This is a genomic window from Acinetobacter sp. AOR12_HL, from assembly GCF_027855275.1.
GTDB classification, from domain to species: domain Bacteria; phylum Pseudomonadota; class Gammaproteobacteria; order Pseudomonadales; family Moraxellaceae; genus Acinetobacter; species Acinetobacter baumannii.
Genome location: NZ_JAKTIJ010000039.1, coordinates 217,498 through 238,229, shown reverse-complemented (window position 1 = coordinate 238,229; position 20,732 = coordinate 217,498). Strand labels below are relative to the sequence as shown.

Below are 20,732 nucleotides of genomic sequence, written 5' to 3'. Positions count from 1 at the left end.
AGAGGTGGATCAGGAAATTTGAACAACACTTATAAGTGATATTTTGCTCCCCAAATGATGTTATAAACATCAATATATGGAGTATTTTATGGCACGTAGACCAAGAAGAAATCATTCAAATGATTTTAAAGCTAAGGTAGCACTTGCTGCGATTAAAGCAGAAAAAACACTTGCTGAATTGAGTGCTGAATTTGATGTTCATCAAAACCAAATTATCGACTGGAAAAATCAACTGATTTCAGCTTCCTCGCAAGCTTTCGATCAATCAAAAGCTCCAACAGAACCACCCATCGATCTAAAAAAACTACATGCAAAAATCGGTGAGCAGGCATTAGAAATTGATTTTTTAGAAGGTGTGTTGAAGAAACTGGGCCGCTTCAACCACAAAAGTTAATCGATGACTCACTTCAGATTTCAGTATCTAAGCAAGCTCAGCTGCTGAAAGTCTCCCGTGGTTGTTATTACTATCGCCCAAAACCTGTGAGTGCATCAGATCTGAAGCTGATGCGGTGTATGGATGAGTTACATATGCAATACCCTTTTGCAGGTAGCCGTATGATGCGTGATTTGTTGAATCGTCAAGGACATCATATAGGACGACGTCATACACGTACTTTAATGAAGAAAATGGGCATTAATGCGTTATATTGCAAACCAAATTTAAGCCAGGCTAATCAAGCTCACCGCAAATATCCATATCTGCTCAAAGGATTGGCTATTCAGCGCAGTAATCAAGTGTGGTCTACGGATATAACGTATATCCCTATGGCAAAAGGCTTTGTTTATTTATGTGCTGTGATTGATTGGCATAGCCGCAAGGTACTTGCGCATAGAGTATCGATTAGTATGGAGGTTACATTTTGCATAGAAACATTAAATGAAGCTATTGAAAAATATGGTCGACCTGAAATATTTAATACAGACCAAGGCAGTCAGTTTACCAGTGATGCATTTATTGATGTATTGAAATCAAATGACATCCAAATCAGCATGGATGGTAAAGGTCGATGGGTTGATAATGTGATGGTTGAACGATTATGGCGGAGCGTTAAATATGAAGAGGTGTATCTCAAAGCCTACAGCAATGTTTTGGATGCGAAGAAGCAATTAAACGCATATTTTGAATTTTATAATTTGAAACGACCTCATTCGAGTCTGGACAAAATGACTCCAGATGAGTTTTACTATGACCAGCTACCACAACAAAATAAGGTAGCTTAACTAGAGCAGAGTATCACTTATAAATAAGCTTTTAGTTGTTCAAACATGTGGGACCACCTCTAATTATCCAAAAATCCTTTGAAACGAAACCATCTGGATATTTCTGGTCTTTTGAACGTTCTATATTTGCCTTTGGCTCTATTTCCAGATGATTTAATTGGACCCGCTGTGCAAGTGAACAGTATTCAAGACCATTAATTTTCGCATTTCTGTCTAGGTAAACCTTTATATAGACAGAAATTTCACATGGCCACCCTTCAACCAGATCTTTACCCTCACCCTCTAAAGTGATAGACCTATCGTTGAATAACTCAATATCAATTCCTCTCGCAATTTTAATAGAATTGACGTGAAAGTTTCCAAATTGAATAGGTTGAGGAAAAGTGGCTCTTCTAAATGAATCAAGCTGATTAGGTTGATATAGCTCAAGTTGAGTACCTTTAGGCATAGGTATTCCTAAAACTTTTTCGTCTTTTACAAGAACTTTATTTAAAGCCTCGCCGTTCTTTTTAATTTTATTATCAATAATAATTGAAAGAATACCTAAACCGATATTTAGCAATAAACATAAAAAGCTCAATAAAAAAATGAGCCGAATTAATATATTTCTATTCCTAATCACAGAGCGTAATTTAGCACTAAAAATCATGCCCACTGCAAATAGAAAAAAAACAAGACTCCCTAAGGAAGCAATTAAGAAAATCCAGAGATAGTTAAAAGAAAAAGGAATCATATTTTTTGGCTATTTTTCTTACCTTTCTTTATTCTTCTCTATCATTTTTTCAAAGTGTTTAAGGTTTGGATTCAGCATGTCCCAAGCATAGGTCTGGCTCACAAAAACCTCCGCTTTAGGATGATAGAGACTTGGGTCATCCAAAGTGCCTGCGCGTATTGAAATCATTTCAGGAACAAGTTCAGGTAAGCCAAAAAGTTGAGAACCACAAGTCGGGCAAAAGGCTCTTTTAATGGGACGACCAGAAGAACCTAATGTCTCAAAATATTTTAGTTCGCCACTTATTTTCAATTCAGATTGATGAAAAAAAGCGATTGGTGCATAGGCCGAACCTGTTGCCTTTTGGCAATCTCGACAATGGCAATTAAAACTATAACGTGGCTCTGCATCGCTTTGATAGCTCACAGCTCCACATAAACATGATCCTTGATATTTAACTGACATGGCTCACCCTATTTTTTTATTGCTGTTATTTGAATATAACGTACATACCCATTTTGATAGAGTTGTTGGCATAACTTTGCAGTCATTTGGATTTTAAAATTTGCCAACCCTCGGTTATGGCTTTGTGCTTGTTGATTTTGAATATACTGTGAAAAACCTAATAATACCTGTTCTGATAAATCTTCGATTTTAATATCTGTAAAACCTTGTTGTTCCAAGGTAGTTCTCAGTATCTCTTCCGTGAGTAAGGCATCCCAAGTGACATCGGCTGCTTTAAGTAAATAACGGTACTTTTGTTCTTGAAAGGCTGTCATGTTTTGGCATGAGTCGGCACGCATTAAGTAGTGAAACCCTAATCGTCCTTTTGAATTTAAAACTGGCGTAACCGAATCTAGAAATGAATTTAAATGACTGTGATAAGCCGCATCGATACACAAAATGACATCGAAGCGTTGTTTAAATTCAAATTGTTTTAAATTTAAAAATGAACCGCAGAAAATCTGGCTTATTTCAGGAATAAGTTTTTGAATTTTATTAACACATGAAGCTTGTAGTTCAACCGCACTAAGGCTTTTAGGATGATAGTGCTGTAACCAGTGCAATAAACTTGCGCCCTGCCCACAGCCTAAATCTAAGAGATGATCTTTTGAATTTAAATTGACAGCTTGTGCCAAATGATCAGCCAATTGGCGACAAGCTTCACGGTAGGTTTGGGTATTTTTCCAAAAACCCAAGTTTGTCCAAGCAAGCTCTTCACTATCCCCCAAACTTGATGCATCAATTGCATATTTATGAGGGATAAATCGAGAAAGAGCTGCTCGAACTTTTGCTTTCACAATTTTAGTAACCGAGTTCAGGGGCAACTTCGACCTTAGGCTTTAATCCCACGAATGGTAAAGGTGCACCTAAGATTTCAGCAATATGCATCGCAGAAGTCACTGCTGACTCTAAAATTGGCAAACCATCACATGACCATGAACCACAGTAGAATACTTTACGGTTTGGTTGTAAGTGACGTTGTTGTAGCTCTTTGTTTAAAGCAATGGTTTGCGAGTCTACAACTGCACGCGTTAAGGTCACTTTTGAAATGACTTTTTTAGGGTCAATATCAACTACTGGACGCCAAGTTTGGAATACAGGATTTTTACCTACCAGTGATGGCTCAACGGCATTCATCCAAACCGTAAACTGCTGACGAGTAAACTTACGATCCATCATATAGCTCAGCACTGACCAGTCTTTACGGCGTGGTGGCATTACTGTTGCATCAGTATGAATAACCAAGTCGCCTTGTTCAAAGCGGAACTGTTTAAGCAGATTCATATCTTCTGCAAACTGTTCAGGGTTTAAGAACTCTTCAAGTTTAGATGTTGGTGTCGCCACAATAACACGGTCAAATGTACCTTGGTCACCTTTTTCATTTTCGACCAGTACTTTTTCACCTTGTAGCTCAACTTTTTTAATTGCCGAACCGCTATGGATATCAATGCCTTTAATTAGGCTGTCTACAAATGCAGGTGTACCGCCTTTCATACGCAACAACATGTCACCATCAGTTAAATGACGCAAAAACTCAAGAAGGTTTTTCGCAGGCCAATCACCAATTGTTTTTGGGTTACATGTACAAATCGTATAAAGCACCGGCATAACTACACCATGCCAGAATACTTCTTCAATATCGTTCTGATTAATAAATTCAGCGAGAGTAATATCTTGATTTTTAGATTTAAAGAACTGGTGAATCGCAGTTTTTAATTGCAGCATCCCTTTTACCAGACGCCAGCCATATTGCTGGATACCTTTACGGTTATTGATAATTGGGAAATTACCAATACGGCTACGAGATGTGGTTAACCATGTTTCAGTACGATCTTCAAATAACCAGCTACAAGACATATAGGTACGGACCGGAAAGGTTTTAATGCCTAAATGTGCAGCAAGGCTGAGTGTATTTTTCCATAGATGCGGGTTCATAACACGCAATGGTGCATCAATAATCCCACCATCGAACTCAATGCTATGACTGTCCATTCCCCGGCCAGGAAGTGCTTCAAATATCGTGATTGTATGTCCTGCATCTTTCAGAATTCTTGCTGCTGCAAGTCCTGCCATTCCACTGCCAATAATTGCGATATCCAAAATGATGTCCCATTTTTCGAGAATTTTTTTGATTATCACTCATACCCTAAAAAAACACCGTATTAAAAACTACCAGATTTTTATTTTTTGCATCAATTTATATAGAAAAATTTTAAAAGATAAGCCCAAAAGTTTTTCATAAAATTTTACAAAAGAGGATGACTGTATAAAAATCTATATTTTTTAAAAATTTAAAAAAATTCTTTTAAATAAAATAAGATAATTTAACTGTATTTATATCATTCGTTTTACAAGTATCTTTTTTTGCGGTATCATGGTGGCATAATAATGAGAACTAAATCACACAAAACAATGCCGACACAATAATGATATCCATCATAAAAACAGAAACTTTACAGCGAAAAAGCCCGCTATTCACACTTGATAGCGGGCTTTTTATTACTTTGCTTTTAAAGATCATTAAGCACAGCTTAGCAATTTATCCTTCTTGCATGATTGAACCGAATTTTCCACGATTAAAATCGTTAATCGCTTCCATAATCTCGGCTTTGGTATTCATGACAAATGGACCATAACCTTCGATTGGCTCATTCAGTGGTTGGCCAGTCAACACCAAGAATTTAGTGTCTTCTTCAGCATTTAAGCTAAACTCAACGCCCTCACGAGATAAAATCGCAACAGTTTTGCCTTCAAGACGGTTTGTATCATTAACCACAACCGCACCCTCTAACACAACAACAAGGGTAGTATGCCCTTCAGGTACATACAGGGTATGTTTTTGGCCTTTTACCAATTTACCGTCCCATACATTTAATGGACTAAATGTAGTTGCTGCACCTTTTGCATCTGCATATTCACCTGCGATCACACGCAAATGACTACCGTGCTCGTCTAGTGCAATGTCCGGAATATCTTTAGCTTCAATGGCTTGATATTTTCCAGGGGTCATTTTTGAATGCGAAGGTAAATTTACCCACAATTGCACCATTTCAAAAAGACCGCCATGCTCTGCAAATTCAGGAGAATGGAACTCTTCATGTAACACCCCTGCACCCGCAGTCATCCATTGCACGTCACCGGTTTTAATGGTTCCGCCACCACCACTTGAGTCTTTATGAGTCACTTCACCTTGATAGGCAATAGTAACTGTTTCGAAGCCACGGTGAGGATGTGAACCTACACCTTGTTGTTCGGTGGTTGGTGAGAAGTTATAAGGCGCTGCATAATCCAGTAACAAAAATGGGCTTAGGGTTTGGCCTAAACGGTCATAAGAGAACAGGTTATATACAGGGAAACCATCACCAACCCAATGCATGTGGTTATTTTGATATGCACCAAGAAATTTCTTCATCTGATCTCTCCTATATATGTAGGATTTTCTTGAACTGAGATTGATTTTACGCCTCAATAATTGCAGTTTATAGATCAGGATTAGCAACACATTATTGCATTTATGAGACAATCATAAATTTTGATGTTTTGTTCAAGAGATCGTCCTATTTTTAAAATTCTTAATCCTATTTTTTAGACTTAATTACGACAACAAACTCATCTAGCATGATTTTAGGCACTGATGACCTACCCAATAATTTTTGATTATTCAATTTGATAACATGAGGACATAAAAAATGGCTCAAGATTATGTACGCTTAGACAAGGATAATGCTGCGGTTCTTTTGGTTGACCATCAAGCAGGTTTACTTTCTTTAGTTCGAGATATCGATCCGGATAAATTTAAAAACAACGTACTTGCTGTTGCAAATGCAGCAAAATACTTCAATCTTCCAACAATTTTAACAACCAGTTTTGAAACTGGTCCAAACGGTCCTTTAGTTCCTGAGTTAAAAGAAATTCACCCAGATGCACCTTTTATTCCACGTCCAGGCCAAATCAATGCGTGGGACAATGAAGATTTCGTAAAAGCGGTTAAAGCAACTGGTAAAAAACAACTGATTATTGCAGGTGTTGTAACTGAAGTTTGTGTAGCATTCCCTGCACTATCTGCTTTGGCAGAAGGCTTTGAAGTATTCGTAATTACTGATGCTTCTGGTACTTTCAACGAATTAACACGTGATGCAGCTTGGGACCGTATGTCTAAAGCAGGTGCTCAGCTGATGACTTGGTTCGGTATGGCGTGTGAATTACACCGTGACTGGCGTAATGATATTGAAGGTTTGGGCACATTGTTCTCAAATCATATCCCTGACTACCGTAACCTGATTTCAAGTTACAATCACAACACTAGCCAAAAATAAGTTCTACTGCCAAGATTAGAATGCTTAAGCATTCTAATCTTGAATTTAAATGGGTTGAACGGACATTGATAAGCTCTTTTGATGATTTTTATTATTTCTATTTGGTCGTAAAACACGGCGGCTTTAGTGCAGCCAGTGAGGCCGAAAATATTAGTAAATCCAAGCTCAGCCGACGCATTATTGACCTTGAAAATAAATTTAATGTCAGCCTGATTCAAAGAACAACCCGCCATTTTAAAGTGACCGATTTAGGTCAAGAGTTTTACGAGGAATGCTGCAAAGTCATTGCTCAAGTTGAATGTGCAGAAAACGTGTTATTAAAGCAAAAAAGTGAGCCTCAAGGTCTGGTAAAAGTAAGCTGCCCACCTTTAATGATGCATTTTCAAATTAGAAAAATTTTAAATCAGTTTTTAAAAACCTACCCTAAAGTTGAAATATCTCTTGAGCTAACCAGCCGTCGAGTAGATATCTTGCATGATGACATCGACCTTGCGATTCGAACCAATTTTGAACCGAATGAAGATTCAAATTTGATTGTTCGTGATGTGATTAAAACCGATCACTGTCTGGTGGCTTCGCCTGAATTACTGCAAGGTCGCACCATTAAGCATTATTCCGAATTACAGGACTTTCCAAGTATTAGCTTAGGCACACAAAAGCAAAATTATATTTGGCATTTATGCAATATACGTAATGGTGAATCGGTTGATGTGCCTTATCAACCACGAATTAAAAGTAATGACTTGGCAGGTGTTTACTATGCCGTAATGGATGGTTTAGGTATTGCAGATCTTCCTTTTTTAACCGTTGAATCGGAAATTCGTAAAGGAACACTAGTTCATATTCTTCCTGACTGGAAGTCGAATATCGGCATGCTACAACTGGTTTATGTGTCCCGAAAAGGCCAACGCCTTGTGGTCGAAAAACTCATTGAAACCCTCATTGATGAGCTTCGTCGTTTACCCGAAAGCCATGAAGGATATTTGCCGACTTAAATAAAAAAACCGGTCATGAATGGGCATGACCGGTTTTTTTGTGAAACATCACATGCAGTATAACTGCATGTTTTCGTTCAGAACAAAGCAAACTCGCTTTATTCCTTACTCAGATAAGTCTACGCAGAGGTATTTCATTTCGACATATTCTTCGATGCCGAATTTTGAACCTTCACGACCTAGACCTGACTGTTTTACGCCACCAAACGGAGCAACTTCATTTGAAATTGCGCCTGTGTTAATGCCGACCATTCCGTACTCAAGTGCTTCACCCACACGCCATTGACGCGCTGTACTTTGAGTAAATAAATAAGCAGCTAAACCAAACTCGGTATCGTTCGCCATTGCCACTGCTTCATCTTCAGTTTTAAAGCGGAACAATGGGGCAAGTGGACCAAAAGTTTCTTCTTTAGACACTTTCATGTCTTGCGTTACGCCAGTTAAAACTGTTGGCTCAAAGAATGTGCCGCCAAGTGCCGAGCGTTGACCACCAATACGAACTGTCGCGCCTTTCTCAGTTGCATCAGCAATATGAGACTGCACTTTAGCAATCGCATCTTCATCAATTAAAGGCCCTTGAGTTGAACCTTCTTGACGGCCATCACCAACTTTCAATTTAGACACGGCTTCAACCAAACGGTCTGCCAATGCATCGTAAATACCGTCTTGAACATAAATACGGTTAGCACAGACACAGGTTTGACCGCTGTTACGATATTTACTTGCCATAATACCCTGAACTGCTTGTTCAAGATTAGCGTCGTCAAATACCACAACTGGTGCATTACCACCAAGTTCAAGTGAAAGCTTTTTAATGGTTGGCGCACATTGTTGCATCAAGATACGGCCAACTTGGGTTGAACCTGTGAAGCTTAACTTACGAACAATATCGCTTTCACATAGGGTTTTACCTACTTCAACTGCATCACCACTAATGTTAATTAAAACATCAGTTGGTAAGCCTGCCTGTAACGCCAATACTTCAAGCGCATAGGCGGTTAACGGCGTTTGCTCGGCTGGTTTAACCAACATTGAACAACCTGCAGCAATGGCTGGACCTGCTTTACGCGTAATCATGGCAGCCGGGAAGTTCCACGGCGTAATAGCAGCAGTAACACCAATCGCTTGTTTAATCACGAGCAGACGTTGGTTTGGCAACGTAGGTGTTAAGACTTCACCATCAATACGTCGCGCTTGCTCGGCAAACCAGCGAATAAATGATGCTGCATAACCAATTTCACCACGTGCTTCTGCCAATGGTTTACCTTGCTCAGCCGTTAAAATCTGTGCCAGATTTTCTTTGTGCTCAAGCATGAGGTTGTACCATGCCAATAACACATCAGCACGCGCCAAGGCAGTTTGCTTTTTCCAAGCAGCTTGCGCTTTTGCCGAACGGTTAATTGCGGCTTCAACCCCTGCGCGGTCATAGGTTTTCACCCATGCCAAAGTTTCACCTGTAGCAGCATCATTTACCTCGATATAGTCATTTGATGCAGGTGCTTCTAATGAAATATCAGGATGTTTTAATAAATACTGCAAATTATTTTGAATCATGCAGATTGCTCCATTGCTTTTGCACTACCTGCTTTTAGTGTCGCAAAACCTTGTTTCAAGATATCAAGACCTTGACGGAATTGCTCAGCAGGAATGGTTAATGGATATAAGAAACGAATTACATTACCGTATTTACCACAAGTAAGAAGTAACAACCCGTTTTCCATTGCATAGTTTTGTACAACTTTTGCTTGTTCAGCTGTTTCAAGCTCTACTGCAACCATTGAACCTAATGCACGAATATCGGTTACTACGTCACCTGTTGCTTGCTGAATATCTTTAAGCGTAGCAACTAACTCAGCGCCTAATTCATTTGCACGGTCGCATAAGTTTTCTTCTTCAATCGCGTCAATCACGGCATGCGCAGCGGCAACTGCAATCGGGCTACCTGCATAAGTACCGCCTAGACCACCCGGGTTTGGTGCATCCATGACTTCTGCACGGCCCACAACACCTGAAATAGGGAAACCACCGCCCAAGCTTTTCGCCATCGTGATGAGGTCTGCTTTAGTTTCGTAATGGTTCATCGCAAATAACTTACCCGTACGTGCAAAACCAGATTGAACTTCATCAGCAACAAGTAAAATACCGTGCTTATCACAAATTGCGCGTAAACGTTTTAAGAACTCGGCTGGCACCACATTGAAACCGCCTTCGCCTTGTACTGGCTCCAGCACAATTGCTGCAACGTCATGTGGTGCAATATCTTCACTAAAAATATCTTCAACGCTTTCAATTGCCGCATCTACTGAAATACCTTTTGCAGGTACTGGGTAACGTGCGTGGAACACACCCGCTGGCATTACACCGAAATCACGTTTGTAAGGCGCAGTTTTACCTGTCATTGCCATGGTCATGAATGAACGACCGTGGAAACCGTTACCAAACGTGATAATACCGTGACGACCTGTGTAACAACGAGCAATCTTTACTGCATTTTCAACAGCTTCTGCACCTGTTGTGAAAAAAGCTGCCTTCGCAGGACCAGCAATTGGTGCGCGTTCATTAATACGTTCAGCTAAAGCCACATAGCTTTCATAAGGCGTAACTTGATACGCAGTATGAGTAAATTTAGTAAGTTGTTCAGTCACCGCTGCAATGACTTTAGGGTGGCGATGGCCTGTATTTAAAACCGCAATACCACCAGCGAAATCGATAAATTGGTTGCCTTCCTTGTCCCAAATCGTGGCATTTTCAGCTTTTTCCGCATACCACTGACACATCACGCCTACACCACGTGGAGTTGCTTGCTGTTTACGTGCGTTAAGTGCAGAATGTTGATTATCCATTTGATTCCCTCATATTTTCATCATCAGTTGCAGCTTTGGTTTTTTGCATCCTGTGCTTAATTTTCAGGGTGCTTTACAACGACTGCCTATGCATGTAATTTCGCTCGTCTGATGGCAACTGACGAGAGCCACTTTTTAACTGTAGGAGAGAGCCAATTGCGTAGTTTACTTGGAGATCATTTGCTGCAACGACTCCAACAGGACACTGAAGGGAAACTACATCAACGCCTTTTCCGTTGTCTGCGTGGTGCCATTATTGATGGAGTGATCCAGCCGAAGACTCGTCTACCCGCATCACGCGATTTAGCCAGTGAAATTCATGTTTCGAGAAATACCGTTCTTAGTGCCTACGAACAACTACAGGCCGAAGGCTATTTAGAAGCACGGACAGGACATGGCACATGGGTTGCCGAAAAGTTGCCAGAGAGTTTTTTAAATACACAAAACAAGAAAAAAGTAGTTTCTAGCCCAAATGTTCAAAGTTCTTACGCCCTCTCACAGCGTGGCTCAAACTTATTAGGCTATGCCGCAGCCTCGCCACATCAATGGGGAGCCTTTGTTCCGGGAGCACCCGATGTTACCGAGTTTCCACATCATATTTTTAGTCGTATTCAAGCACGCTTAAGCCGCGAACCGGACATTAACCGCTTGATTTATAGCAACGCAGGTGGATGCATAGAGCTTCGAAGTGCGTTGGCAGATTACTTACGTGTTGCGCGTTCAGTCCAGTGCGATGCGGACCAGATTATTATTACCGAAGGCATTCATCAAGCCATTGATTTAGTCTCACGTGCACTGAGTGATATGGGAGATAAAGTCTGGATTGAAGATCCCGCTTATTGGGGAATGCGTAATACGTTACGGATTAATGGCCTCGATATTCAGCCGATGCCTGTCGATGCTGAAGGCATTATTCCTGAAGAAAATCCGGCAGTACCGCCTAAACTCATTTTTGTCACACCATCACATCAATATCCGCTTGGCTCACATTTAAGCCTTGATCGTCGCAGACAATTGATTCAAATCGCACGTCAGCACAATAGCTGGATTGTAGAAGATGACTATGACAGTGAGTTCCGTTTCTCGGGCCAGCCTTATCCATCTTTGCAAGGCTTAGAAAATAATGCACCTGTTTTATATATGGGCACGTTTAGTAAAACTATTTACCCATCTTTAAGAATTGGCTATTTGGTCGTCCCTAAGCCGTTATTTTCACCGCTACGTATTGTTGCGGCCGAACTTTATCGTGGTGGGCACTTGCTTGAGCAAAAAGCCCTCGCTGAATTTATTCGTGAAGGCCATTATGAAGCGCATATTCGCCGTATGCGCCTGCTCTATGGTAAACGCCGCGATTACTTGGTGAGCTTAATTCAACGCTATCTTGGCCCCGAATTTATTCATGAATATGATGAAGCAGCAGGGTTACATCTGGTTTTAAAACTACCGAACTCTTGCGATGATGTCGCCATTGCAGCCACAGCACTTGAACGTGGCGTCAAAGTTCGCCCACTTTCACAATACTACATGCAATCACATGCACATGCCGAACGTGGACTGCTGATGGGCTTTGCCTGTGTAAATGAAAAAGATATGGTGATGGCTTTTGGTGTCTTGCTCCAATGCTTACGTGAAGCAGGTGTACCTACGCTAAATTAACTATTCTCTCGTATTAAAACAAACAAAAAGAGCCTCACAGTGAGGCTCTTTTTTATTTAAAAATTTAAACTAACTTTTCTTCATGGCTATGAGTTAAATGGGTTGCACGACGCTCTTTACCCCAACCTAGCTTTTCAGACAACAATCCGAAGAACACAATAATGCCGAACAATGCTGTGGTGTAAATCACTTCTTTAAAATAGGTGCCTTCAATCAACATGGTAAGAATTGCACCAATAATTGCAAAGATTACCACATAGGTTAGGTAAGGGAACATCCACATTTTAAAGTCAATCTTCACGCCTTCAGCTTCTAATTTTTTACGCATACGAAGCTGAGAATAAGCAATGGTCAGGTACACATATAGTGTTGCTGCACCTGTTGTTAGCATGAAGAAGTCATAAACATTCATACTCTCTGTTGCAGTTAAAATTACCGCAATTACAGAGAAGAAGCATGACACAATCACGCCCACCCAAGGACTGCTTTTACTGTTTACAGAACCAAAACTTTTTGGTGCATCACCACGTTTAGACAACGAGAATAGCATCCGTGAACACGTGTAAAGCGCTGAGTTAAAGCAACTACATACCGATGTTAGAACTACAAAATTTACGATATGGCGCGCGCCCGGAATACCAAGTGCAGACAGAGTTACACTATAAGTACCCCAAGTTGAATCTTTTAAAAGTTCATTGTTGTGAGGAATCAAACATACAGCAACAAACATTGAACCAACGTAGAATAAAATAATGCGCCAAACCACCGAGTTTGATGCCTTACGAATTTCTTTAGATGGATTTGCAGACTCTGCTGCTGCTACGGTAACAATTTCAGCACCAATATAGGCGAACATGACCCCAAGCAAGGCTGTAATCACTGACGAACCGCCATTTGGCATAAAGCCTTGAGAGGTTAAGTTACTAATACCAGATGCAGCCGGATTGCCCCAAGGCCACAAATGCATGATGGCTAAACTACCAATCACAAGGAAAACAACAATCGCGATAACTTTGATGAGCGCAAACCAGAACTCGAATTCACCATAGTTCTTGACGTTTTGTAAATTGACAACAACCAGTGCGACAATGACGACGGTCATATAAACCCAGATCGGTATAAACGGGAACCAGTTGTTTAAAATCTTTCCTGCTACATAAGCTTCCCAGCCCATGAGCATCGCCAGCGTGCACCAGTACAACCAACCAATTGAAAACCCTGCCCAACGACCAATCGCACGGTCTGCATAAGTTGAAAAAGAGCCACTGTCGGGATTTAAAACGGCCATCTCGCCTAACATACGCATGATGAACCAAACGAGTAGACCACCTAAAGCATAAGTTAGAAAAACTACAGGGCCGGTGTTGTAGATAATACTGCCTGAGCCAACAAAGAGAGAGCCACCAATAACCCCTGCAATCGAGATCATAGTTAAGTGGCGTGATTTAAGTCCATGTTTTAAACTTTGGGAGTGATTGGCTTCAGAACCATTTTGATGAGCTGCCATATCATTTTCCTTAATATATGGAGGATATCGGCTAGTCTCGGAAATCCTCCGAAGCCAAAAAATATCCCCTAAAAATTTAGCCGTTCTGCCCAATTCCTAAAACAGAAAATTCACTGAGCTTATCCGGCGCTTCCGTATGCATACTTCCAATGGCTTTAATTTGTCGTTTCGGCACTCAAGAAACGAGAGCCATTTTTGTAATAAAAGAGAGAGCCAATTGCAAAATTTATACGCAAAATTGGCCCTTTTTGTAGAAGATGCTGGTAAATGGCTTTCTGTTTTTATTTTAATCAGATTGAATTTCTTTAGTTTTGCTCAGAAATTAATAACGCCTTTGTGCCTGTTTCCAAGGCTCTAAATATATGTTTTTGATCGGCTGGATAACAAATATAGTCTCCAACACCCAGCTCAACCGCTTCATCAATTAAGCCCACTAAAGCTCGCCCTTCAACCACAATAATATGTTCTACCGAACCAACTGGATGTGGTTCTGAAAGTCGATCTTCGCCCGGTTCAACAATCAATAAATACACATCTCGGCGCGCATGGGGTGGACAGGTCGCCAACAAAATTGCTTTGTAATTAGCAATCTCCGAACTCACCGTTGGCCCATCGCCACAGCGAATGACTTGCACTTGATTGCTCGGTTCTTCCATCAGACGTGCAAATGGAATATTGAGTGCAACACAAAGTGCCCATAAGGTTTCAATACTTGGATTACCTTGCCCTGCCTCTAATTGAGAAAGTGTAGATTTGGCAACACCTGCACGGCGCGCAACCTCTGCCAATGAAAGCCCCGCTCTTTGGCGTTCACGCGTTAAACCTTTGGCAATAATTTCGATTGGCTGAGACATTCATTCTATCCGTTCTATAAAAAAAACGATTGTTCGTTTTGACAAAACAATCAGACTTATTCATTATAATGGAAAATCGTTCGCTATATCATGCCATGACTACATACGCTCTTATTAAAAAACTTAGTAAAGATACTACTCGCTCGATTTTCTTTGTGTGTCTAGCAACGAGTATCGTTGGTATGTCCTTAGGTTCACTCGCTGCAAGTTATGGCTTAGCACTCTGGATCCCACTTTGCCTGTCCATATTTGTGCTCGCGGGAACTGCTGAATTTATTTTTATTGGATTCTTGGCGGTAGGTGGTAGCCCGATTGCGGCTGCAATTGCAGGACTACTCGTCAATTTAAGACATCTGCCTTTTGGCATTGCGGTCAATGAACTGATTCGAGGCAAATTCTCTCAATATTTTGGGTCTCATATCATGAACGATGAAAGTGTTTTGTTTGGTATGGCACAGCCTGATTTCGACACCAAAAAGGCTGCTTACTGGCTATGTGGTATAGCCATCATGCTCAGTTGGCCGCTCGGTGTCACTGCAGGTTATTTTATTGGGAGTGCTATTCCAGACCCTAAAACATTTGGCTTAGATGCGATTTTCCCAGCTATTTTAATTGCTCTTACTTTTTCTGCTTTAAAGAATAAGGTGACTCGAAAAGCTGCATTTGCCGGATCAACTTTAGCGTTGATAACCACACCCTTTTTAGCCGCAGGACTTCCAATTCTGATTTCGCTTTTTGGATTGATATGGGGTAGAAAAAAATGAGTCAACAGTTACTGATTATTGTAGGAATAGCTCTACTTGCACTTGGAACGTACAGTATTCGTTTTGCTGGCTTTCACTTAGGTGCCAAGTTTTCATTTTCTGAAAAATACCAAGTTTTACTCTCAAACGGCGCAACTGTTTTACTTTGTGCCATTGCGGTGACCACTACATTTTTTGAAGGTCACCATTTCGCGGGTTTCGCACGTATATTTGGGGTGGGTTTGGCACTTTTCTTGGTTTGGAAAAAAGCACCGCTTTTATTGGTGATTTGTCTGGCAGCTGCTGGCACAGCACTGGTACGTTTACTTGGAATTGAATAATAAAAAAGGCGAGATAAACTCGCCTTTTTTGAAACTTTGATTAGAACGGTAAATCGTCGTCTAAATCAGCTGGTGCAGATGCTGGTTGTTGTGGCGCTTTAGGAGCGAAACCACCACCTTGTGGGCTATTGCTACCATTACCGAAACCACCTTGGCCACCATAACCACCATTGTTTTGGCCGTAGCCACCACCTTGGTTGTTATTTTGATAGCCGCCACCTTGTTGAGGCGCGTTAAAACGTGGTTGGTTAAAATCATTACCGCCAGCAAAACCTTGTTCACCTTGTTGACGAGCATCTAACATTTGCATCTGGTCGCCACGGATTTCTGTAGTGTAACGTTCTTGACCATTTTGGTCTGTCCACTGACGTGTACGTAATGAACCTTCGATATAAACCTTAGAACCTTTACGTAAAAACTGCTGAGCAATTTCCCCTAAACGGTTATGCAAAACAATACGGTGCCATTCTGTTTGTTCTTTACGTTCACCTGTATTTTTATCGGTCCAAACTTCACTTGTTGCGATAGAAAACTGGGTCAACGAGCCCCCATTTGGAAAAGTTTTTGTTTCAGGATCACGACCCAAAGTACCAACCAAAATAACCTTATTTACACCACGCATTAGCTGTCTTCATCCTATACATTTCTATGTTTTACTTTATAAGAGTTATGCTTAAATGGCTACCTCTTTACCGAACAACTGCGTTAAATCACGTCGCGAAGCGTCATCAAGAGACTGTTTATCGACTTTAATATAAGCAACTTGCTGGTCAGGCATCACCACAACTTCTTCGATACCACGAATTGCCAATAGTTGTGTGGTCCACTCATTCACCTGTTGCACTTGCGGCAATGGCAGCACAATAGATGACAAATACCGCGGCTGAGCTAAACCAAAACTAATTAGCAGCCATATTATAGCAATCCCTGCTAAGACACTCCATCCAATCGCAGTATTATGTAACATCAATAATTGACCACCTAGTGTGCCACCAAAAAAAGCACCTAAGAACTGGCTACTGGCATTTACCCCCATAGCGGTGGCTTTCGACTGGATTGGAGCGGATTTTGACAGCCAAGAAGGTAATAAAGCCTCCATCACATTAAATGCAATAAAGAAAATTCCTAAGCCAGCGAGTAATACATATTTTGATTGATAACCAAATATAAGAAGAAGCAAACCTGCGATAATGCCTGTAATTGCTGTTAAGAAAATGCCGCGCATTTTGCGATATTTTTCAGCGATGATAATGCTAGGAAATGCAAAAAACAGACTAATAACCAAAAGTGGCAAATACACCAAACCGTGGCTCGCCAAAGGAATATGCGCAAACTCAATAAGCTGTGACGGCACATAAATAAACATGGCAGTCAGCAATAAATGCAATGCAAAAACCGAAACGTGTAAACGGTTTAAATCACCCATTTGAATGACTTGTTTAAGCTGTGCCATGTAGCCTTGCTGGTAATTACGATGGTGACGAGTAACTTTAGGCACCAGCAATAACATCGCAATCGCGATCAAACCCATGATGGTTGTCACAAAGAACAAACCAGAAATACCTACAAGGCTTGTGAGCCAAGGCCCAAGACTAAAAGCGACTACAAAAGATAGACCAATACTCATGCCCATGGCAGCCATGGCTTTAGTACGCTGCTCTTCACGCGTCACATCGGCTAAAAGTGCCATAACTACTGCCGAAACTGCACCCGCCCCAGCGATAGCACGGCCAATAATCACGCCATAAATGGTGTCAGATAATCCGGCAATTGCGCCACCAATAGCAAAGAGTAACAGACCAAAGACCACAAGCGGTTTACGGCTAAAACGGTCAGCAAGTAAGCTAAATGGAATTTGTAAAATGGCCTGACTTAAACCATAAATACCTACAGCCAAACCAATGAGTGCTGGAGTCGCATATTGATATGACTGCCCAACTACAGAAAAGACAGGAATAATCATGAACAAGCCCAACATGCGTAGTGCAAAAATACTACTTAAGGCAAAAGTTGAGCGACGTTCCAAAGCATTCATCATATCAATACACGTTATCAAACTAAGTAAATTATAAGCCGATTCGTTTCTAAAAATACGGGACACCTTATTTAAAATAACGATTTGGGCTTAAAAAAATAAAGAGGCGTTTAGCCTCTTTAGTTTATCGAAGTTTGCTGAAAATTAGCTTAAGGCGACTGTTGCTCGCGCTTCGAATATTGAATTGAAGCGATAACCGCCCAAACAATGAACGCTACACCAATTAAACCTGTAACAACTTCCGGCACATGCACGCCTGTACCACTTGCAATCATAATGAATGCTAAAGCACCGATCGCATAATGCGCGCCATGTTCCAAGAACACATAGGCATCTAGTGTGCCTTTTTCTACAAGATAAACTGTCATTGAACGGACAAAAATAGCACCAATTGCAAGACCGAGCATAATCACGACAACGTCGCTAGTAATGGCAAATGCACCAATTACACCATCAAAACTAAATGATGCATCTAACACTTCAAGATATAAGAAACCACCTAAACCGGCTTTTACAACACCAGAAGCAGCGCCTGATCCATCTTGTAATACAGCATTACCATTTTCATCAATTTCAGGTTCGCCGCCCAACAAATGACTGAGCACTTCAACGCCAATATAAACCACAATGCCCCAAATACCGGCCATAGTTACAGCTAAACGTTGATGGTCATCGACATAACCTGCCATCACAATTAAGGCAATCAAAGCAAGAAATACAGACATTGCTGGTACGCTTGCCAAGCTTGCAAGTTTAGATTCAAGCCATCTAAACCAATGCGTTTCTTTTTCGTCATCAAAGAAGAAGTTTAAGAACACCAGTAATAGGAATGTTCCACCAAAAGCCGAAATTTCAGCGTGATGAGCCATTAAACGTTCAGAGTAGGTTTTCGGATCATTAAGTGCCATTTTGGCTACTTCGATAACACCCATATCAGCAGTCACTGCAACAATCACGACTGGGAAAATCAGACGCATACCAAAAACGGCGATTAAAATACCTACCGTTAAAAAGATCATTTTCCAGAACGGGTCCCAATTACGGAGAACCGATGCATTCACGACCGCATTGTCAAAAGATAAAGAAACTTCCATCACAGCTAAAATCGCGGTAATGGTTAAAGCTTTAAGCATGGTTGACACGCCCGCTTCAGGTCCATGGGTAAAACCCCAGTAAGCGGATAGTGCTAAACACACCACCGTAAAAAATATCGAAAATCGGAAATGCTTCATGGATCAGACCTATACCAAGAACTAAATTTAATCTTTCTTAAAACCGCGGCTATTATATCGATAATTAACCACAAAACGATGTTGTTTTGTGCCGTTATTCACTTTACTTTATCTCACTGTTTAATAAAGAAATTTATAATATTTCATTAACTTATTAATCGTATTAAATATTTTCTTGCGATATATCTATCATTATTATTTTTGTATTTTAAAATTGATTTAAAATCGGGTTTAGCTGTCTTATTTTAAATGGAATGTTTTTATGCTTTTTTCTCAAGAACTTTGGCAACGTAATTTAAATTTATATCAAAAAATTCTCGACCTGCCTTTTAATCAGGAACTTGCTAACGGTACTTTAGATAAAGAAGCTTTTTGTCATTATGTTATTCAAGATGCTCAATATTTAGTGGCCTATGGCCGTGTGCTGGCTGTTGCAGCAGCTAAAGCTTTTGATGCTGACGATATTATGCAGTTTTCAGATGCAGCTAAAATTGCAATTGTGGTCGAGCGCAGTTTGCATGACGACTTTATGAAAAACTTTGGGGTAACTAAAGAAGAATTTAAAAATACCCCATTGACCTTGGCAGGCCATCATTACACTTCATTTTTGACAGCAACTGCTTGGTCTGAAAGCTACCCTGTTGTACTTGCTGCTCTATTACCTTGCTTCTGGATTTATGCCGAAGTCGGTAAAGACATTGTGAGTAAGTCTGTCCCAAACAATCCTTATCAGGCATGGATCGATACCTACGCAGGTGAAGAATTCCATACCGCCGTTCGTAATGTGATTGCCACAGTAGACAAGGTTGCCGCACGTTGTGATGCAGACACGTTAGAAAAAATGCATGCCGCTTACACCATGGGTGCAAAACTTGAATGGTTATTTTGGGATAGTGCCTACCATCAAAGACAATGGTTAGGTTTAGATCAGATCTAAATCAAGATGAGCTCTGACCATTTACTTCGTTAAATGGTCAGTCTTTAATTTAACTTTGAAACAATTGCCAGCCGTAAATCAAACCTGCCGCAGCCACAACCCAGCATAGCGTTGCGACTCCTAGACAAGACCACATCGACATACGTGTTGCCAGCACATAAACAGCAACTAAATAAATGGCATAAGGAATAAGTGACCATAGACCAAACAAAGCCGTTTTTTGTAACGCTTCGGCTCCTTTTTGCTGAAAAACAATCACATGAGCAATTAAAGCGAAGGTAGGAAAAAGCGGGACTAAACCCGCAATATAAAATGCCTTACTTTTCGATAAAATCGAAATAATGAGGACAACTCCAGCCCCCAACATACACTTTAAAAATAACGCCCACATGCGCTGATCCTATCTGGTCATATCCATTTCAAAACGCTGTATTTTGCGCTTTTTAAAGAAAATTAACAGCGACTAAAGCAATCAATGCCGGAACCGCCTGAATATAAATAATCTTTTTACTGGCAGTCAGACCACCATAAATACCAGCAATCAGTACACAGCCTAAAAAGAAGTTGGCAATTGATGTTGCAAATGACGCATCAGCCAATAAAGACCAAAATAAACCTGCTGCTAAAAAGCCATTATAAAGACCCTGGTTCTGTGCCATGACTTTGGTGAGTTTTGCTTTTTCTGCATTATTTCCAAAGGCTTTCATGCCATAAGGTTTGTCCCATAAAAACATCTCTAACACTAAAATATAGACATGTAATATTGCGATAAGCGCAATCAATATTTGTCCAATCATACAATTTTCCTTTTTATTTTAAAGATATGAAAAAAGATC

General features: G+C 40.5%; 21 protein-coding genes. 7 read left to right on the top strand and 14 right to left on the bottom strand.

From position 1 onward, the window contains the following. The first annotated feature begins 76 nt into the window (after positions 1-76). A protein-coding gene (locus tag MKL36_RS17960) for an IS3 family transposase (protein ID WP_085944219.1) occupies positions 77-1,221 on the top strand; the annotation gives its coding sequence in 2 pieces (ribosomal slippage) (positions 77-341 and positions 341-1,221; 1,146 coding nt in all). A 31-nt stretch (positions 1,222-1,252) separates the two neighbouring features. Here the strand turns inward: MKL36_RS17960 and MKL36_RS17955 are convergent. The 5 genes from MKL36_RS17955 to MKL36_RS17935 form a co-directional block, all read right to left on the bottom strand. Further along, the gene (locus tag MKL36_RS17955; RefSeq protein ID WP_205665290.1) at positions 1,253-1,954 is read right to left on the bottom strand and encodes a hypothetical protein; all 702 of its coding nucleotides are present in this window, start codon (positions 1,952-1,954) and stop codon (positions 1,253-1,255) included. A gap of 18 nt (positions 1,955-1,972) precedes the next feature. Beyond that, a complete protein-coding gene (locus tag MKL36_RS17950) occupies positions 1,973-2,398 on the bottom strand; it encodes a GFA family protein (RefSeq protein ID WP_000114352.1) in 426 nt (141 codons plus the stop codon). Between the two features lie 8 nt (positions 2,399-2,406). Then, positions 2,407-3,234 (bottom strand): SAM-dependent methyltransferase, encoded by an 828-nt coding sequence (locus tag MKL36_RS17945; RefSeq protein ID WP_021510193.1) that lies wholly within the window; start codon positions 3,232-3,234, stop codon positions 2,407-2,409. Positions 3,235-3,238: 4 nt separating this feature from the next. Beyond that, positions 3,239-4,537, bottom strand: a complete 1,299-nt coding sequence (locus tag MKL36_RS17940) for an NAD(P)/FAD-dependent oxidoreductase (protein ID WP_031945458.1) — start codon at positions 4,535-4,537, stop codon at positions 3,239-3,241. Between the two features lie 439 nt (positions 4,538-4,976). Continuing rightward, entirely contained in the window at positions 4,977-5,849 is an 873-nt protein-coding gene (locus tag MKL36_RS17935; RefSeq protein ID WP_000713965.1) for a pirin family protein, read from the bottom strand. Between the two features lie 277 nt (positions 5,850-6,126). Here MKL36_RS17935 and ycaC point away from each other — a divergent pair, with 277 nt between their 5' ends. Both ycaC and MKL36_RS17925 read left to right on the top strand, forming a co-directional pair. Further along, complete coding sequence (gene ycaC, locus MKL36_RS17930; protein ID WP_000046156.1) at positions 6,127-6,753, top strand: isochorismate family cysteine hydrolase YcaC; 627 nt, start codon at positions 6,127-6,129, stop codon at positions 6,751-6,753. A 20-nt stretch (positions 6,754-6,773) separates the two neighbouring features. After that, positions 6,774-7,748: a LysR substrate-binding domain-containing protein gene (locus MKL36_RS17925; protein WP_000912182.1), complete on the top strand. Its 975-nt coding sequence runs from the start codon at positions 6,774-6,776 to the stop codon at positions 7,746-7,748. 105 nt (positions 7,749-7,853) lie between these two features. On the opposite strand, the gene MKL36_RS17920 is transcribed toward MKL36_RS17925, so the two are convergent. After that, positions 7,854-9,302 (bottom strand): NAD-dependent succinate-semialdehyde dehydrogenase, encoded by a 1,449-nt coding sequence (locus MKL36_RS17920; protein WP_021510194.1) that lies wholly within the window; start codon positions 9,300-9,302, stop codon positions 7,854-7,856. Next, positions 9,299-10,591 (bottom strand): 4-aminobutyrate--2-oxoglutarate transaminase, encoded by a 1,293-nt coding sequence (gene gabT, locus MKL36_RS17915; protein WP_021510195.1) that lies wholly within the window; start codon positions 10,589-10,591, stop codon positions 9,299-9,301. Before gabT ends, MKL36_RS17920 begins: the two co-directional genes overlap by 4 nt. A 156-nt stretch (positions 10,592-10,747) precedes the next feature. Between gabT and pdxR the strand changes: the two genes are divergently transcribed. After that, entirely contained in the window at positions 10,748-12,247 is a 1,500-nt protein-coding gene (pdxR, locus tag MKL36_RS17910; RefSeq protein ID WP_001257166.1) for a MocR-like pyridoxine biosynthesis transcription factor PdxR, read from the top strand. 64 nt (positions 12,248-12,311) lie between these two features. On the opposite strand, the gene MKL36_RS17905 is transcribed toward pdxR, so the two are convergent. Both MKL36_RS17905 and MKL36_RS17900 read right to left on the bottom strand, forming a co-directional pair. Further along, a complete protein-coding gene (locus MKL36_RS17905; protein WP_000718865.1) occupies positions 12,312-13,754 on the bottom strand; it encodes an amino acid permease in 1,443 nt (480 codons plus the stop codon). A 305-nt stretch (positions 13,755-14,059) separates the two neighbouring features. Further along, positions 14,060-14,608, bottom strand: a complete 549-nt coding sequence (locus tag MKL36_RS17900; RefSeq protein ID WP_000081859.1) for a helix-turn-helix domain-containing protein — start codon at positions 14,606-14,608, stop codon at positions 14,060-14,062. Between the two features lie 68 nt (positions 14,609-14,676). Between MKL36_RS17900 and MKL36_RS17895 the strand changes: the two genes are divergently transcribed. Further along, positions 14,677-15,372, top strand: coding sequence for an AzlC family ABC transporter permease (locus MKL36_RS17895; RefSeq protein WP_021510196.1), 696 nt, complete (start codon positions 14,677-14,679; stop codon positions 15,370-15,372). Continuing rightward, complete coding sequence (locus MKL36_RS17890) at positions 15,369-15,692, top strand: AzlD domain-containing protein (RefSeq protein WP_000082712.1); 324 nt, start codon at positions 15,369-15,371, stop codon at positions 15,690-15,692. Before MKL36_RS17895 ends, MKL36_RS17890 begins: the two co-directional genes overlap by 4 nt. Positions 15,693-15,732: 40 nt before the next feature. Here the strand turns inward: MKL36_RS17890 and ssb are convergent, their stop codons facing one another. The 3 genes from ssb to MKL36_RS17875 form a co-directional block, all read right to left on the bottom strand. Next, entirely contained in the window at positions 15,733-16,314 is a 582-nt protein-coding gene (gene ssb, locus MKL36_RS17885) for a single-stranded DNA-binding protein (protein ID WP_002068963.1), read from the bottom strand. A 51-nt stretch (positions 16,315-16,365) separates the two neighbouring features. Then, on the bottom strand, positions 16,366-17,730 hold the full coding sequence (locus MKL36_RS17880; protein ID WP_000980460.1) for an MFS transporter: 1,365 nt from the start codon (positions 17,728-17,730) through the stop codon (positions 16,366-16,368). Positions 17,731-17,876: 146 nt separating this feature from the next. After that, positions 17,877-18,959 (bottom strand): DUF475 domain-containing protein, encoded by a 1,083-nt coding sequence (locus tag MKL36_RS17875; RefSeq protein WP_000680211.1) that lies wholly within the window; start codon positions 18,957-18,959, stop codon positions 17,877-17,879. A 262-nt stretch (positions 18,960-19,221) separates the two neighbouring features. Between MKL36_RS17875 and tenA the strand changes: the two genes are divergently transcribed. Further along, entirely contained in the window at positions 19,222-19,896 is a 675-nt protein-coding gene (gene tenA / locus MKL36_RS17870; RefSeq protein WP_000899418.1) for a thiaminase II, read from the top strand. Positions 19,897-19,945: 49 nt separating this feature from the next. Here the strand turns inward: tenA and MKL36_RS17865 are convergent, their stop codons facing one another. Beyond that, a complete protein-coding gene (locus tag MKL36_RS17865) occupies positions 19,946-20,287 on the bottom strand; it encodes a GlpM family protein (protein ID WP_000263327.1) in 342 nt (113 codons plus the stop codon). Positions 20,288-20,339: 52 nt separating this feature from the next. Further along, positions 20,340-20,693 (bottom strand): DUF1304 domain-containing protein, encoded by a 354-nt coding sequence (locus tag MKL36_RS17860; protein WP_000580166.1) that lies wholly within the window; start codon positions 20,691-20,693, stop codon positions 20,340-20,342. Between the last annotated feature and the right edge of the window lie 39 nt (positions 20,694-20,732).